This is a genomic window from Providencia sp. PROV_01, assembly GCF_053098325.1.
In genome coordinates, this window is sequence record NZ_JBRFKD010000001.1 from 24,588 (window position 1) to 39,778 (window position 15,191).

The 15,191-nt window shown below is 37.3% G+C and carries 10 protein-coding genes and 2 pseudogenes; 1 reads left to right on the forward strand and 11 read right to left on the reverse strand.

From position 1 onward, the window contains the following. Positions 1-8 precede the first annotated feature (8 nt). Both ACU696_RS00160 and ACU696_RS00165 read right to left on the reverse strand, forming a co-directional pair. Positions 9-1,877: a glycoside hydrolase family 3 protein gene (locus ACU696_RS00160; RefSeq protein WP_110592976.1), complete on the reverse strand. Its 1,869-nt coding sequence runs from the start codon at positions 1,875-1,877 to the stop codon at positions 9-11. 461 nt (positions 1,878-2,338) lie between these two features. Then, positions 2,339-3,428: pseudogene (locus tag ACU696_RS00165) on the reverse strand (DDE-type integrase/transposase/recombinase); the annotation flags it as partial. 64 nt (positions 3,429-3,492) lie between these two features. On the opposite strand from ACU696_RS00165, the pseudogene ACU696_RS00170 reads away from it, so the two are divergent. Then, a pseudogene (locus ACU696_RS00170) lies at positions 3,493-5,490 on the forward strand (BCCT family transporter). A gap of 71 nt (positions 5,491-5,561) precedes the next feature. Here the strand turns inward: ACU696_RS00170 and ACU696_RS00175 are convergent. The 9 genes from ACU696_RS00175 to ACU696_RS00215 all read right to left on the reverse strand — a co-directional run bounded on the left by ACU696_RS00175 (position 5,562) and on the right by ACU696_RS00215 (position 14,695). Next, entirely contained in the window at positions 5,562-6,419 is an 858-nt protein-coding gene (locus ACU696_RS00175) for a universal stress protein (RefSeq protein WP_110592999.1), read from the reverse strand. Positions 6,420-6,421: 2 nt separating this feature from the next. Further along, a complete protein-coding gene (locus ACU696_RS00180; protein WP_181420531.1) occupies positions 6,422-7,900 on the reverse strand; it encodes a SulP family inorganic anion transporter in 1,479 nt (492 codons plus the stop codon). A 289-nt stretch (positions 7,901-8,189) separates the two neighbouring features. Beyond that, complete coding sequence (arsC, locus tag ACU696_RS00185) at positions 8,190-8,615, reverse strand: glutaredoxin-dependent arsenate reductase (RefSeq protein ID WP_110593000.1); 426 nt, start codon at positions 8,613-8,615, stop codon at positions 8,190-8,192. 10 nt (positions 8,616-8,625) lie between these two features. Beyond that, on the reverse strand, positions 8,626-9,915 hold the full coding sequence (locus ACU696_RS00190; RefSeq protein ID WP_447343000.1) for an arsenic transporter: 1,290 nt from the start codon (positions 9,913-9,915) through the stop codon (positions 8,626-8,628). Positions 9,916-9,970: 55 nt separating this feature from the next. Then, on the reverse strand, positions 9,971-11,722 hold the full coding sequence (arsA, locus tag ACU696_RS00195; RefSeq protein WP_110593013.1) for an arsenical pump-driving ATPase: 1,752 nt from the start codon (positions 11,720-11,722) through the stop codon (positions 9,971-9,973). A 13-nt stretch (positions 11,723-11,735) separates the two neighbouring features. Next, positions 11,736-12,101: an arsenite efflux transporter metallochaperone ArsD gene (gene arsD, locus ACU696_RS00200; RefSeq protein ID WP_110593002.1), complete on the reverse strand. Its 366-nt coding sequence runs from the start codon at positions 12,099-12,101 to the stop codon at positions 11,736-11,738. A gap of 47 nt (positions 12,102-12,148) precedes the next feature. Then, positions 12,149-12,484: a metalloregulator ArsR/SmtB family transcription factor gene (locus tag ACU696_RS00205; RefSeq protein WP_110593003.1), complete on the reverse strand. Its 336-nt coding sequence runs from the start codon at positions 12,482-12,484 to the stop codon at positions 12,149-12,151. Between the two features lie 697 nt (positions 12,485-13,181). Beyond that, a complete protein-coding gene (locus ACU696_RS00210) occupies positions 13,182-13,589 on the reverse strand; it encodes a hypothetical protein (RefSeq protein ID WP_110593004.1) in 408 nt (135 codons plus the stop codon). A 794-nt stretch (positions 13,590-14,383) separates the two neighbouring features. Further along, a complete protein-coding gene (locus ACU696_RS00215) occupies positions 14,384-14,695 on the reverse strand; it encodes a helix-turn-helix domain-containing protein (protein ID WP_110593005.1) in 312 nt (103 codons plus the stop codon). Between the last annotated feature and the right edge of the window lie 496 nt (positions 14,696-15,191).

The following is a 15,191-nucleotide window of genomic DNA, read 5'->3' on the forward strand; positions in this document are numbered from 1 at the left end:
GACTAATCTTAATAAGATAAACCATGGCCATAAGGGTAAAGAATATCAGTGTCCTCAGGTGATTTTATATTGACAGGTAACTTACCTTTTGGAGTATTGATAACACCTTGCGTTGGTGTTGAAAGTAAGGAATTTAAACCACCACGAATATTAGTCTCTAAACTATTTCTCACATTATTTGTGACATCGAAGCCAGTGATACCATAAATGGCAATATTTGCATTTACGTTTTCTAGATACGCAATATCATAAGGATTTCGCGTTGAAATAACGACAAGTGGAACATTATTTTTATTAGCAATATTAATTATTTTTTGTGCATTTTTAGGTTGTAATGCAAGGTTATACGTCGCTAGGAGAACGAAATCCTGCCCCTTAATTATCTTTTCTATTTCATTTTCACTAAGGTCATCCGCCATCATTTTCACGACATGATCTTGGGTGGTAATTTTGATATCAGACTGGTTAGCAATATTCGCAAGATGTTTTTTAATTAATTCATTTCTTGGTTTTTCATCTGAAAAAATAATGAGGTTGTTATCACCCTTAAGTGAGTACGGTAAAACCCCTTCGTTCTTAATTAAAGTAATCGCATTTTCAGTCACCATATCTTCAATATTTTTATTGAAAGGCGAGGCTACTATTTTTTTAGCCTGCGCTATATCTTTCTCATCTGCACTAATTTTATTTTTTAATTTCGTCAAAACGACACGTTTTGCTGATTCATTAATACGCTTTTCCAGCTCTTTATTTGTTTGTGCTTCTTTCTTTAAATAGTCATAAAGTCCATCAAGTTTTGTTATATGTTCAGGGTTAGAAAGCTCTAATGGCATTAAGATAATATCATTACCCGCTAAGATGGCTTGTTTGACAGCCCAATTGCCATCAAAATTTTTAGAAATTGCCCCCATATCCATGGCATCCGTCATAATTAGCCCATTAAAGCTCAATTCATCACGTAAAATATCCGTTAAGATCGCTTTAGATAAAGTGGCTGGAGTTCCAATTTCCTCTCCATTCAATGCCGTTATTGTATTATTGTCTAAGGAAGGAACAATAATATGCGCGGTCATTACTGCATCACTGTGGTTGATTGTATTTTTAAATGGGACTAACTCAACACTTCGCCAAGTTGCTGCATCAATAGGAATGATAGGGAGTGAAAAATGGGTATCTGATGAGACATTACCATGACCTGGAAAGTGTTTTATCGCCGTAAGAACAGGATATTTGTGTATCCCCATTATATAACTATTAGCGAGTTCAGTTACCAATTGAGGATTGTCTGAATATGAGCGCACGCCAATTACAGGATTATTTTGATTATTATTAACATCAACAACAGGACCAAAATTAAAATTAAAACCTAAATGAGATAATTCATATCCGTGGATCATCCCTGTTAGTTCAGCTAAGCCTTGAGAACGCGTCGCCCCTAACGCCATATTTCCCGGCATCTCTGTACCTTCGCGCAAACGAGTAACATATCCACCTTCTTGGTCAGTACTAATAAATAGTGGAAGATTACTTCTGGATTTTTGTAGCGCATTAATCAAATTAACTGTTTGAGGCGTATCAATTAAATTTTCTCTAAATAGGATGATTGAGCCTAAATGATATCTCTTAATGATATTTTCAATTTGTTCATTTGATTGAATAAATGGTTTTTTATTTCCCTTATTATCAACGCCCCAATATCGAAAATCTGGCATCAATAGCTGTCCAATTTGTTCTTCTAGGGTCATTGAATCCACAATAGTATTTGTGGAAACCTCAGGGTCACTCCAATATGTCTTTAATTTTTCATCAGGAATAATTTCAGCATAGGATAGGGATGTAGAAATTACCAACGATAACGAAACCAATACTTTTTTCATTTAATGTACCTATTTATTATTTACTTATTTTTACTTATAAAATAAGTTTTTTGATTAATATATCTGTGACATCACTCTCAATTAGAACTATTCCACTTTGCAATAAGAAGGGAATAATTAATTCAAAAAATAATATTTCACAATGAGATAACTTACAAATAGACGAGCTCACTCAGGAATATAAAAAAACAGAAAGGAATAAATCAATTGTAAGTATATGTTACAGGATAATATAAAATATAATTCTCTAACCAGATCCATCGGGGGATTCGAACAAAAAAGTACGGTTCCACTTTTGGTGATTTATTTAAATCATAAATTTTTTCATGTCTGTGCAATCTAATAATACTTTAATACCTGTAGCCAACGATATAATGTTGGTATTTTAGCGACATATGGAATATCTTATTTCTGAGTTGGTAGATAGCTATTAAAAATGGCTGTAAACGGTTTATTTGCCCCTATATTTCCAGAAACTTTTTATCACTTATTTCATTATGAATTCGACACTGCAGGTACTTTAGCTGAGAACGATGACTCAGAGAACTGTGAGAATACCATTCATTCTAATGCTTGAAGGCTGCTGTAAGATTCTTTACTGTAGTTAATCTATTAGGCTTTGGCATTAAACTTATGTAATCTCTCTTCATGATTTTTATAAAGCTTTCTGTAATACCGTTACTTTGGAGACTATCTACCGCTGTATGCCTAGCGGATAAACCAACTCGTTTAGGGAACCACCGCGCTTCATGGGCTCGATATGTTGAAATATTATCTACAACCACTCTACTGGCTTTGTCGGTAACCCGTTACCGAAGCGATGCTCCACTGCGCCTATCATGATATCTTACAAGGTTTCACTGTCAAAGCCTCTCGTACTAGCTGCCCAATGCACTGTTTTTCGAACACAACAGTCTAAAGCGAACGTGACGCACTGTTTTATACCATTATCACATTGGAATTCAAAATTATCTGAACACCAACGTTGGTTGCTTTCATTCACCGCCACTTTTGTTGTATGAACTTGTTTCTAGACAGAGATTGCGGGTTTACGTTCCAACAATAACGCTGACTACTTCATGATACTGTAAACATGTTTGTCATTAATTAGAGCGATATTTTCATTCTCAGATTGCCGACGTCACATCGGCCTGACCCGGCGATAGCCATACGTAAGCAGCTTACCAATAACATTATGTATACTAGCAAGCGCATCGCTACCATCTTGAGGTCGTGTCTTTCCAATCACTTTTTCGTTTTACTAAAACGTATAATTACACTCGTGACACACATAAGGTTCGGTCACTAGGCTTCTTTTCCATCCTCGATTAATAAGGGGACGGGCACTATCAAATTTTTTTCTCGGGCATACCTGGTTGCTTCTTTAAGAAGTTAATTCTCCATTGTTTTTTTGCCGAGCAACTGTTGTAGTTCTTTAATTTGCTTTATAGCTGAGTCTAGCTAAGAGGCACTAACAGCCTGCTCACTTGCTGTCACCGCGGTAAGACTTCGTTCTTGATACTGTTTATGTCAAAGGAAAAGCTGACTTGCCATCATATAACGTTATCATACTCAAGTTATGATAATGATTTTTACTCATTTAAAAGGAAATAGAATGCCATTATCATCAGAAAAAACAAGAAAGTGGGGGAAAATAAATCCGCCCGTTTTCTTTATTTCTGCCTTTATTATTTTATGCGTCGTTGCAGTAGCCGCTATTTTTCCTCAACGTTCTGAAATTTTGTTAAAAGCCCTACAAGCTCAACTTTTTGAGAATGCCAGTTGGTTTTATATTCTAGCCGTCGCATTGATTTTATTGATAGTCGCCTATTTAGGACTCTCTCGATTTGGCCAAATTAAACTCGGTCCAGATCATGCTCAACCACAGTTTAGCTATCTTTCCTAGTTTGCTATGTTGTTTTCCGCAGGAATGGGTATTGGACTCATGTTTTTCGGGGTAGCTGAGCCAGTAATGCACTATCTTGCTCCCCCCGTTGGAGACCCACAAACGGTTCAAGCTGCAAGAGAAGCAATGGAAATTACATTTTTCCATTGGGGTTTACATGCCTGGGCTATTTATGCCATTGTCGCCTTAATTCTCGCTTTTTTTAGTTATCGACATGGCTTACCGCTTACATTGCGTTCAGCTCTCTATCCCATCATTGGTGAACGTATCTATGGCCCAATGGGACATGCTGTTGATATTTTTGCTGTTGTTGGTACCGTTTTTGGGGTTGCAACTTCGCTTGGATTTGGTGTTTTGCAAGTCAACGCAGGATTAGCGCACTTATTCGGTTTTCCTGTCAGTCCAACGATGCAAGTAATTTTGATCGTTGTGATTACGGGATTAGCGACGTTATCAGTCGTCAGTGGTTTAGATAAAGGCATACGAATTCTCTCTGAACTCAATCTAAGTTTAGCGGGTTTATTATTATTATTAATTGGGATTTTAGGCCCGACAGTACTGTTACTTAAATCTTTTGTCCAAAATACCGGAGCTTATCTTTCAGATATCATTAATAAAACCTTCAATCTTTATGCCTATGAGCCGCAATCGAGTGAATGGTTGGGGGGATGGACATTATTGTATTGGGGATGGTGGCTTTCATGGTCCCCTTTTGTGGGCATGTTTATTGCGAGGATCTCTCGAGGCCGTACTATTCGTGAGTTTGTTACAGGTGTTTTGTTTGTTCCTGCTGGGTTTACACTGCTTTGGATGACTTTTTTTGGAAATAGTGCCATACATTTGATCCGTGATAATGGAGCAGAAATGTTGGCACAAGTCGTACAAAAAGATGTTGCTCTCGCCTTATTTGAATTTTTAAATTACTTTCCATTTTCATCTGTTCTTTCTTTTGTCGCTATGTTGATAGTCATTGTTTTTTTTGTGACATCTGCGGATTCTGGGGCGATGGTTGTCGATACATTAGCCTCTGGTGGTGAAATACACACTCCTGTTTGGCAACGTATTTTTTGGGCCTTTTTGATGGGTGCTGTTGCAATCACACTTTTACTGGCAGGCGGATTAACGGCATTGCAAACCATGACGATAGCTACCGCACTACCTTTTGCAATTATTTTATTGATTGCTATTATCGGATTACTAAAAGCCTTACGTATTGATGTGTATAAAAAAGACAGTCAACAGCTTGCTACCTTAGCACCAAGTACTGGGCGAGGGGGATTATCATGGCAACGTCGATTACGTAAAATAGCTTTTTTCCCTAAACGTAATCAAGTTAAACGTTTCATGGCGGAAGTGATTGAGCCGGCTATGCAGTCTGTCGTTACTGAGTTGGAAAAGCAGGGGACCGAGGCCGCTATCCATAATGAGAAAGACGATAGGGTGACTCTTGAAGTACAATTTGGTGAGAACCTCAATTTTCTCTATGAAATACGATTATGAGACTATTTGACGCCTTCTTTTGCATTAGTGGGTATGGATGATGATGAAAATAATGAGTCTCAGAAATATTACCGTGCTGAAGTTTATTTAAAGGAAGGTGGGCAAGACTACGATATTATGGGATGGAGTGAAGCGCAGATTATTCATGATATCCTCGATCAATATGAAAAACACATTCATTTTATTCATATTGTCGATAAATCGTAGCCATTTATTATGATAGGGAGGTGACGAAAGCGAGTCACCTCTCTTGGTAATAATGACTATAGACGAAAAGACTAACGAATGATGAGTAATGACACGGGCGTTTTATGTATCATCTCTGTCGTATGACTTCCGGTAAAAAATTGCCTCAATCGCGAATGACCAAAAGCCCCCATGATGATCAAATCAATATGGTGTTGTACTGCAAAGTTACACAACTCATCAACGATGCTATTGTCACCCTCAAGTAAATTGACTTTCACCTGAATACCGGCTTGATGAAGTTGGTTTTGTGCTTTTTTGAGCTGACAGTCTTGGTTACCGTACATCACCAGATAGCAATCACTACCAGCTAATAATTTCACTTGTGTTAACCGATGAATGACTCGTTCACCTTCCTCACTGCCATCAAATGCAATCATTATCTTTTTCGGTGGGGTAAAGTTTCGCTTACAGATAAGCACTGAGTTTTTTTGAAGTCGAATAATGCCTTCGAGTTGACGGCCAATATGGCCCGTTAATTCAGATTGCTCGCCTCGACGACCAAGTACAACAATATGCGTATATTCTTGATTTAGCACTTCGGCTAACGTTCCTTGTCGCTGAAGTGTATTAACATCATGAAGACCTAAATCTTGAGTGATTTTTTTTGCACTCATCAATAATTGTCGGCCTTCCTCACGGGTTAAACGCGCTCGCTTTTCCTCAATATCCACGAGTTCATTCAATAAAGTTTCTCGGGTATCAAATCCGATGATCCCACTTAAATCATGGTGTGCTGATGTCGAGATTTTTTCATTCATGTGTAACAGTGTCAGTGGTAGGTCGAGTGTTTGAGCTATCCAAGCACTGGCGTGACATACAGCAATTGCCGAGGACGAACGGTCAATACACCCAATTACGCAATTTTTTTGAATGATATCTGCTGCCATAATTAATGACCTCCCATGAATTTTTCAATTTTTTTCGGATCGTCATGAATACCAAATTTATCAACCAATGTTGCAGTGGCTTCATTCATCCCCTTAATTTCAACATCAATCCCTTCACGTCTAAACTTAATCACCACTTTATCTAACGCACTGACTGAGGTGATATCCCAAAAATGAGCTTGATTCACATCGATAATCGCTTTATCAATGTCTTCTTTAAAATCAAAGGCATTAACAAAGCGTTCTGATGTGGCAAAGAAAATTTGCCCCCGAACTCCATAATGGCGCACTTTTTTATCTAGCGTTGATGTAACTGTCATGTATCTCGCCACTTTATTGGCAAAATTAAGCGCTGCAATGAGCACTCCGACAAGTACCCCATAAGCCAGATTATGGGTCCAAACGACAACAATTACTGTGGCTATCATAACAACGCTGGTTGATAGCGGATGAACTCGTATATCAGCAAGGGATTGCCAAGAAAAGGTCCCAATTGATACCATAATCATCACAGCAACTAAGGCCGCCATTGGAATTTTTGATACCCAATCATTAAGAAAAACTACCATTAGCAATAAAACAACGCCTGCAACCAGTGTCGATAATCGACCTCGACCACCCGATTTAATATTGATGATGGATTGACCTATCATGGCACATCCTGCCATCCCGCCAATAAAAGCGGTGGCAATATTGGCAATACCTTGCCCTTTACATTCTCTATTTTTATCACTGGTTGTATCGGTCAAATCATCCACAATCGTTGCGGTCATCATCGACTCAAGTAACCCAACAACCGCAAGAGCGAGCGAATAAGGTAGTATGATAATGAGTGTTTCTACGTTTATTGGCACATCGGGTAAAAGGAAAATAGGTAAGCTATCGGGTAAAGCCCCCATATCCCCGACGGTGCGGATATCAAGGCCAAGGCCTATTGAAATGACCGTTAATACAACGATACACACTAATGGTGAAGGAATGGTCTTATTGATGAATGGAAACAGATAGATAATCCCTAAGCCTGCCGCGGTCATCGCATAAACATGCCAACTCACATGGGTTAACTCAGGAAGTTGGGCTAAAAAAATCAAGATAGCTAACGCATTAACAAACCCTGTTACGACAGAGCGTGAAACAAACCGCATTAAATTACCGAGCTTTAAATATCCTGCGATAACTTGAAATATCCCGGTTAAAACCGTCGCGGCTAATAGATACTGAAGGCCATGTTCTTTCACAAGAACGACCATTAAAAGTGCCATTGCTCCCGTTGCGGAGGAAATCATACCGGGGCGTCCCCCGATAACAGCAATAATCACTGAAATAGAAAATGCTGCGTATAACCCCACTTTAGGGTCGACGCCGGCAATAATTGAAAAAGCGATTGCTTCAGGAATTAACGCTAAAGCAACAACAATACCGGCAAGCACATCCCCACGGATGTTACCTAGCCAGTCCTGACGAGAGGAGGACAACAGCATAGTGGACTACCTTGTAATCTATCTATCCCATGATGGGCGAGTATATTTTAAATAAGCGAAATTATCCCTAAGAAGGGATGACGAAATTGGCTGATTTAGTATCAACTTAAAAGGAGGAGGGGATCTCAGGGGGGCGTAAGACGCATAATGTAATTATTTGTTCCTATTGATAGTAAGTTTTAAAAAATCATGACTAACAGTACGTAATTAAGTACCCGATTAGCATGAGCGTATGAGCGTATTGGTACTATACATCAATACGCTCACCATGATAAGTATTGTCAGAGCGTTACTTAACTCTGACACCTTGTTTGTCTATAATTAGCTCGCCATCTTCTTTGATAAACTCACGCTGTTGCGGATGAGATAATATCTCTAATACGACTTCTGAAGGTCGGCAAAGTTTAGTTCCTATTGGCGTAACAACAATGGGTCTATTAATCAGTATTGGGTACTGCAACATAAAATCAATCAGTTGGTCATCAGTATAAATATCATTTTCTAACGCTAATTGTTCATACGGTTCAACATTTTTTCGTAGTAACGCCCTTACCGTGATTTTCATATCGGCAATAAGTTGTACTAACATATCCTTAGACGGCGGTGTTTCCAGGTAATAAATAATCGTTGGCTCAACACCACTATTGCGGATCATAGCAAGCGTATTGCGTGAAGTGCCACAATTTGGATTGTGATAAATGGTAATTTCATTCATTCGGTTAGCCTTAATTTAACAGTGAAAGTCGAAGCACTAAAGCAACGAGAGTGACAATGAGCACAGGGAGTGTCATGATGATCCCCGTTTTAAAATAATATCCCCATGTAATGGTCATGTTCTTTTGTGATAAAACATGCAACCATAACAATGTTGCCAAGCTGCTAATTGGTGTAATTTTTGGCCCTAAATCGGCACCAATCACATTGGCATAAACCATCGCCTGTTGGATTAACTCTGTCGCATCACTCCCTTCAATAGCTAGCGCACCAATTAATACCGTTGGCATGTTATTCATTATGGATGATAAAAATGCGGTAATAAATCCAGTGCCTAGAGTAGCTGCCCATAACCCTTTATCGGCAAGGTAATTGAGCGTTTCAGAAAGATAATCGGTTAACCCTGCATTTCTTAAACCATAAACAACCAAGTACATACCTAAAGAAAAAATGACGATTTGCCACGGTGCTCCACGTAACACTTTTTTGGTATTAATCGTATGGCCTCTGGCTGCAATCACCCAAAGAATTAAGGCGCCAATAGCCGCAATTGCACTCACTGGAATACCTAATGGTTCTAAGACAAAGAAACCAATAAGTAGCAGTACCAATATCAGCCAACCTGCTTTAAACGTTGTTATGTCCCTAATGGCTAAAGTTGGTTCACTCAGTTTGGTAACATCATATTGTTTAGGAATATCTTTACGGAAAAACCAATGCAGCATCACGAGTGTTGCAACAATTGCTGCAATATCCACAGGCACCATAATCGAGGCATATTCCGTAAATCCAATATTAAAGAAGTCCGCAGAAACGATATTCACGAGGTTCGAAACGATCAGCGGCAAACTTGCCGTATCTGCAATGAACCCAGCAGCCATGACAAATGCTAATGTCGTGCCTTTGTTGAAACCAAGTGCCAATAACATCGCAATCACAATGGGCGTTAATATCAATGCCGCACCATCGTTAGCAAATAAGGCGGCAACAGTTGCACCAAGTAACACGATATAACTGAATAATAGCTTTCCTTTACCCCTGCCCCACTTGGCAACATGTAATGCAGCCCATTCAAAAAAGCCACTTTCATCTAAAAGTAGGGTAATGATAATGACGGCAACAAATGTCGCCGTGGCATTCCACACAATATTCCAAACGATTGGAATATCTTGAAAGCTAATGACACCAAAAATAAGGGCTAAAACTGCCCCTGCCGTTGCACTCCAGCCAATACCCAGTCCTTTAGGCTGCCAAATAACAAAGGTGATCGTTAAAATAAAAATTAAAGCGGCAATAAACATAACAACCTCATTTAAAAGGTGCTTTTCCGCACCTTTTATTTTTAGAAAATAAAACTTATTCTGCGAGCTGACTTAATGCAGATATCCCCACAGGCTCTGTTTCAAGCAAAGGAACGATAGCAACACGTTTTGCCAATGTTGATGTCACCTTTTCAATCTGAGCGACTTCCTGTTCTGCTCTTAAAAGTAACAATGGTGATGTTGTTTCCGTGATAGATAAACTGTTATTGATCACCCACGCCCACGGATGTATGTCTGCCCGTATTAAATCATTTTGCAAATTTTCCGCCTCAAGCACAGGCGTTGTTTCAGCGAGAGTCGTAATAATAACTTTGGTGCGTTCAGGATCTTGTAATTGCATCATCGGCGTTAAATAGTGGCCTTTTTCACCCATTTTTTTAGCAATTTCTTTATGGTATGCCCCTGTTGCATCCAGAAGTAATAATGTATGCCCAGTCGGTGCAGTATCCATGACGACAAAACGTTTACCCGCGTCTCTAATGATGCGAGAAAAAGCCTGAAATACCGCAATTTCTTCTGTGCATGGAGAGCGTAAATCTTCCTCAAGTAATGCACGCCCCTCGGCATCTAAATCTTTCCCTCTGGTTTCTAAGACATAATTACGATAACGCTCAGTTTCAGCGATAGGGTCAATTCGGCTAACTTGAAGGTTGGGTAAAACACCATCGAGGGTTGATTCAATATGTGCTGCTGGATCAGATGTGGTCAGATGTACATCAAGCCCTTTTTCTGCCAATTTAACTGCGATTGATGCCGCAATCGTTGTTTTCCCTACACCACCTTTGCCCATTAACATAATCAGCCCATGCTGTTGCTGAGATATTTCGCCAATCAGTTCTGACAAGGTAGGTAAAGAAATAGGTTGTTTTGTCGGGGTAATAGTTGGAATTTGTGGCATGTCATTAGATAACAACTGCTTCAGTGCATCGACACCCACCATATTGATCTTTTGTAAATAAAGAATATCGACAGGTAACGAGCGTAGTGCTTCAGGCATAGACTCTAATGCCGCCTGTTCACGAGAGTACAGCGCATGGGATAACTTATCATTTTCAGTCACCGCAGTTTCAGGGAAAACACCATTGACAATCAATTGCTGATTTTTGATACCCAGAGATGATAACTCACTATAGGTTCTTGCGACTTCCCTCAATGCGGCAGACTGAGGTCGTGCAACCAAGACTAGCCTTGTTAGTGATTTATCACTCAGCGCTTCCACCGCCATGCTGTACTGCTCACGTTGTTTATCAAGACCAGACATTGGCCCTAAACATGACGCACCATCAGGATTGTCACTAATAAAATCACTCCATGCACTCGGGAGTTGTAATAAACGGATGGTATGCCCCGTTGGTGCGGTATCAAAAATGATATGGTCAAATTGCTCTGTAATTTCGGTATTGGTTAACAACCCAGTAAATTCATCGAAAGCTGCAATCTCTGTGGTACAGGCACCTGATAGCTGTTCCGTAATACTCTGAATTACCGCTTCAGGTAAACTTTCTTTGATTGGATTAATAATTTTGTTTCGATATTCTTCGGCTGCGGCTTGAGGGTCTATTTCAATAGCAAATAGATTTGGAACCAATGTTACTGGCTTAATATTGTTGCCTATCGATTGAGAAAATACTTGCCCAACATTAGAAGCTGGATCAGTGCTCACCAGTAAGACTTTTTTCCCTTTTTCAGCCAACTTAATTGCGGTCGCACAGGAAATAGAGGTTTTACCCACACCACCTTTTCCAGTAAAAAATAAATAATTAGGTGTGTTATTTAAAAATTTAATTTTATTGCTCCTGTTAACAACACGTTGTACCATTACCACAACACGATTTAACAATTTCGACTTTTTCAATATTCGGTCGAATACCAAACCATCTTGCTAGCTCATGTCGTTTTGGGTATCGACCAGTCAGCACAATCTCACCATCAAGAATCAATAGTGGAAGTGACTCGGCACCTGCGGTTTCCAAAAATATTTTTGCTTTTGTGTTGTTAACGAACTCTATAGGCTCTTGCGCTAAATTAAAACGCCTTATGCTTGCCCCTTGTTTTTTTAACCAATCCACATCTGTTGCGAAGTCTACCAATGCTTGATCGACTTCGGTTCCGCAAACACCAGTGCTACAACATAATGCGGGATCAAATACTTCTAGTTTTTTCATACCTCAACCTTATATATGATTTTTCGAATATATTAACTTAAAAATTTTTATATAGAACAGCTACTCGCAGACTCTTTTGTCTCTAGACTCTTAAGCAAACCTGCAACTCTATTTTTCTCTGTGGCGTAAGTGACATCAATGATACTCTTCACCCAAGGTAGTAATGCCGGAGATAATCGATAATGAACCCATTTGCCATGCTTTGAATCGAGCAAAATACCTGATTCTCTTAGCATTGCTAGGTGCCGAGAAGTCTTTGGTTGCGATAAATTTAAGGTCGTATAAATATCGCAAACACACAGCTCACCTGATGCTTTCAAAAGCAACACGATATCTAATCTTGTATTGTCACCTAGAATTTTAAACAGCTGAAGTGGCTCCATATTTTCTCCTAATATTAATATATATAACGTACACGTAGTAATCACATCCGTCAAACTGTATGTGTTGCACGACTATAAATTGCCTAAAAAGTTATTTATAACCGTCTGCTAATGAGTTTAACCCATCAAGTTTGGCCTAGTTCTATAAGTCTTTGTATCAATGACAGAATGACAATCTAAATATTTCGAAGAAATATGGTCTAATTCTATAAAGTATTGATTTATTAAGATAATTAATGGATTGTGTTTTTAGCTATTAATAAGTGTAATAAGTATCATGACAATATTGATTATATCAACTAGTTTTCTTCCTTAAAAACGTAATCAAGCTAAATTTTTTTATGTTAATGTGATTAGATATATTATGCAATTTATCGTCATCAAACTGCAAAAGCGGGGAGGACAGAGAAGATGCTATTAGTAATAGAAAATTTTTTTACGCGGGAAGCATAATCTGGTAATAATCTCAATCTTTGTTTGATAGGGTGTATCTTTCTAAACTTCTTATGATAATAATACAAGTATAAATTAGTATTTTTTTATGAAAAAAATCATTTTTATTTTGGTGATTTCATCATGAAATAGATATATTTTTTTGGTGATAATCATTTAATATCAATTAGTTGTCCTGAATATTGTACTTGGAGCTGACTAGATGAATCTATTATTTATATCAATATATAATAGATTTTATTTATCATTTCTTTGTTACACAACGAGTTTCCCAAAGGCTATCAAATTCATCTTGTGATAACATGTCATCAATTTTTTCTGCCATAGGGATTGATATATCTATATCACCGTTAGAGTGTTTTAGTGTTCTAACAAAAAAACGTTTGAATCCATAAGGTAACTCATTTTCGAATCCAAAGACTTCCCCACAATAAAAACCTATTTCACGACCATGACTATCACTTCTAAAACTATGGTAAGTCATATTCCTAAAGCTAGCAGCAGCGGGATATGCTAATAAATCAAGAACAGATTCTTTAGCACGCGCTTCAGGCTCCATTTTACTATGAGATGAAACAGGTGTTAGCAATCCCCCAATGTATGAGACTAAAGCTATTAGAAAAACGATTAAATAAGAATATATATGTTTCATATGCGCTCTTGTGCTGCCTTCTACCTGAGCAATTATTCAATATAACCCAATATTAGTTAGATACTTTTATATGTATGAGTTACCACCAATCAATAGACATCAATTAACCATCATTATGCATTTTTTTGTGCTCTACTGAAGTATGCTATTTTGTCTAATCATGACAGTATTGAATGTTCTAGAGCATCATTATATGTCAAACACTGTCTATACATCTCCTTTCTAAAGTTAAATCACCTTTTCTCGTTTTAGGCATTGATAAAATACTTTAACAATCAGATTATTATAATAATTTCTTTCAGTGTCGCAAAATTCGGCATATCTTTCTATAGCCATAAACAATATCAGACCTTATCTAGAGTTGTTTAATCTCTCTGAGAAGTAAAAAATATGCTTTTTATGCTGACTAAAATATTAGGATTTGAGCTTAATAGCATCTAGTAGGAATGCTAAAAATTTTATATGTGAGATGAATTAGCCAAGCAGATTCAATAAAGGGAATATCTTCATTGGGTTGCCTTGTAAAGCAAGTTGCTGTTTTTTTCATGTATCTTGCGGTTTTGTAACGCGTTATGATTTCTTTTTCAGCTGATAAATATCATTAGAAACAAAGAGATATTTGATACGGATAAGAGCTTGGGTTAGGGAAGCTTAATACGTTCATAAAAGATAGGTATTGTTATACACATCTGTTAGTAAGCTAGGTTCGCACTAACTTTAGGATGTCAATAAAGTCTATAGTTATTTGGTAATTATTATAGAAGCATCTTGTATTTAGATGCTCCTATATAATGTTAATAATTAATGTCTGCAAGTTGGCTATTAAATTTATTTTTTTCTTTATATATGCACAAATGTTTTTGATCTTCTTCCTCAAATTCTAAAGATAGAGACTGCATAAAATCGCACATATTTGCATTTAAGGCCTTTAGATACAAAAATAGTGTTTCTAAGTCGATTTTTGTTATGCCTGACTCATAGCGTATTAGCTGTTGCTCACTTTTTTGAATTAGTGCAGCAAATTCAGATATTTTATATCCTGCTTCTATTCTGAGTTTTTTTAATTTAACTCCTGCAGTTACTGATATGAGGTTAGCTTTTTTCATACCTACCTCCATTTTTTTTGTTACATTTAGAAGTGATATTTTACATTTTGATTTTGTTTGTCATATTTACTATACCTTATCGTTTTTTGCAATAAAATTCTGCGCCTTTATCTATTTTGTTTTTATTTTGATTTTTTTGTCTATATTTGTTTGATTTATTAGTTTTTGTTACTGTTGTAGTTCGGTGGTATGGTGCTTTGTGCTTGTTGTGTTATGGATTAGTATGTGGAGGATTATCTTTTTGAGAAAATGGTTCTTAGTGATTGTTTTTATTTTGTTTTTTATAGTTACGTATTTCACAAAATATAATTTTGGATTTTAATTTTTCTGGTTAACTAGTATTAATCTTTATATTTTCTTATAGAAATTGATTTGTAGCACCTACTTCATAGATAAGTTATATTAAAAATATTATTAATTTTAATTAATGTTTAGTGATAACATCTATTAATTTACTATTTATGTGATTAAATTAAAAGGATATACCGAAATTAAT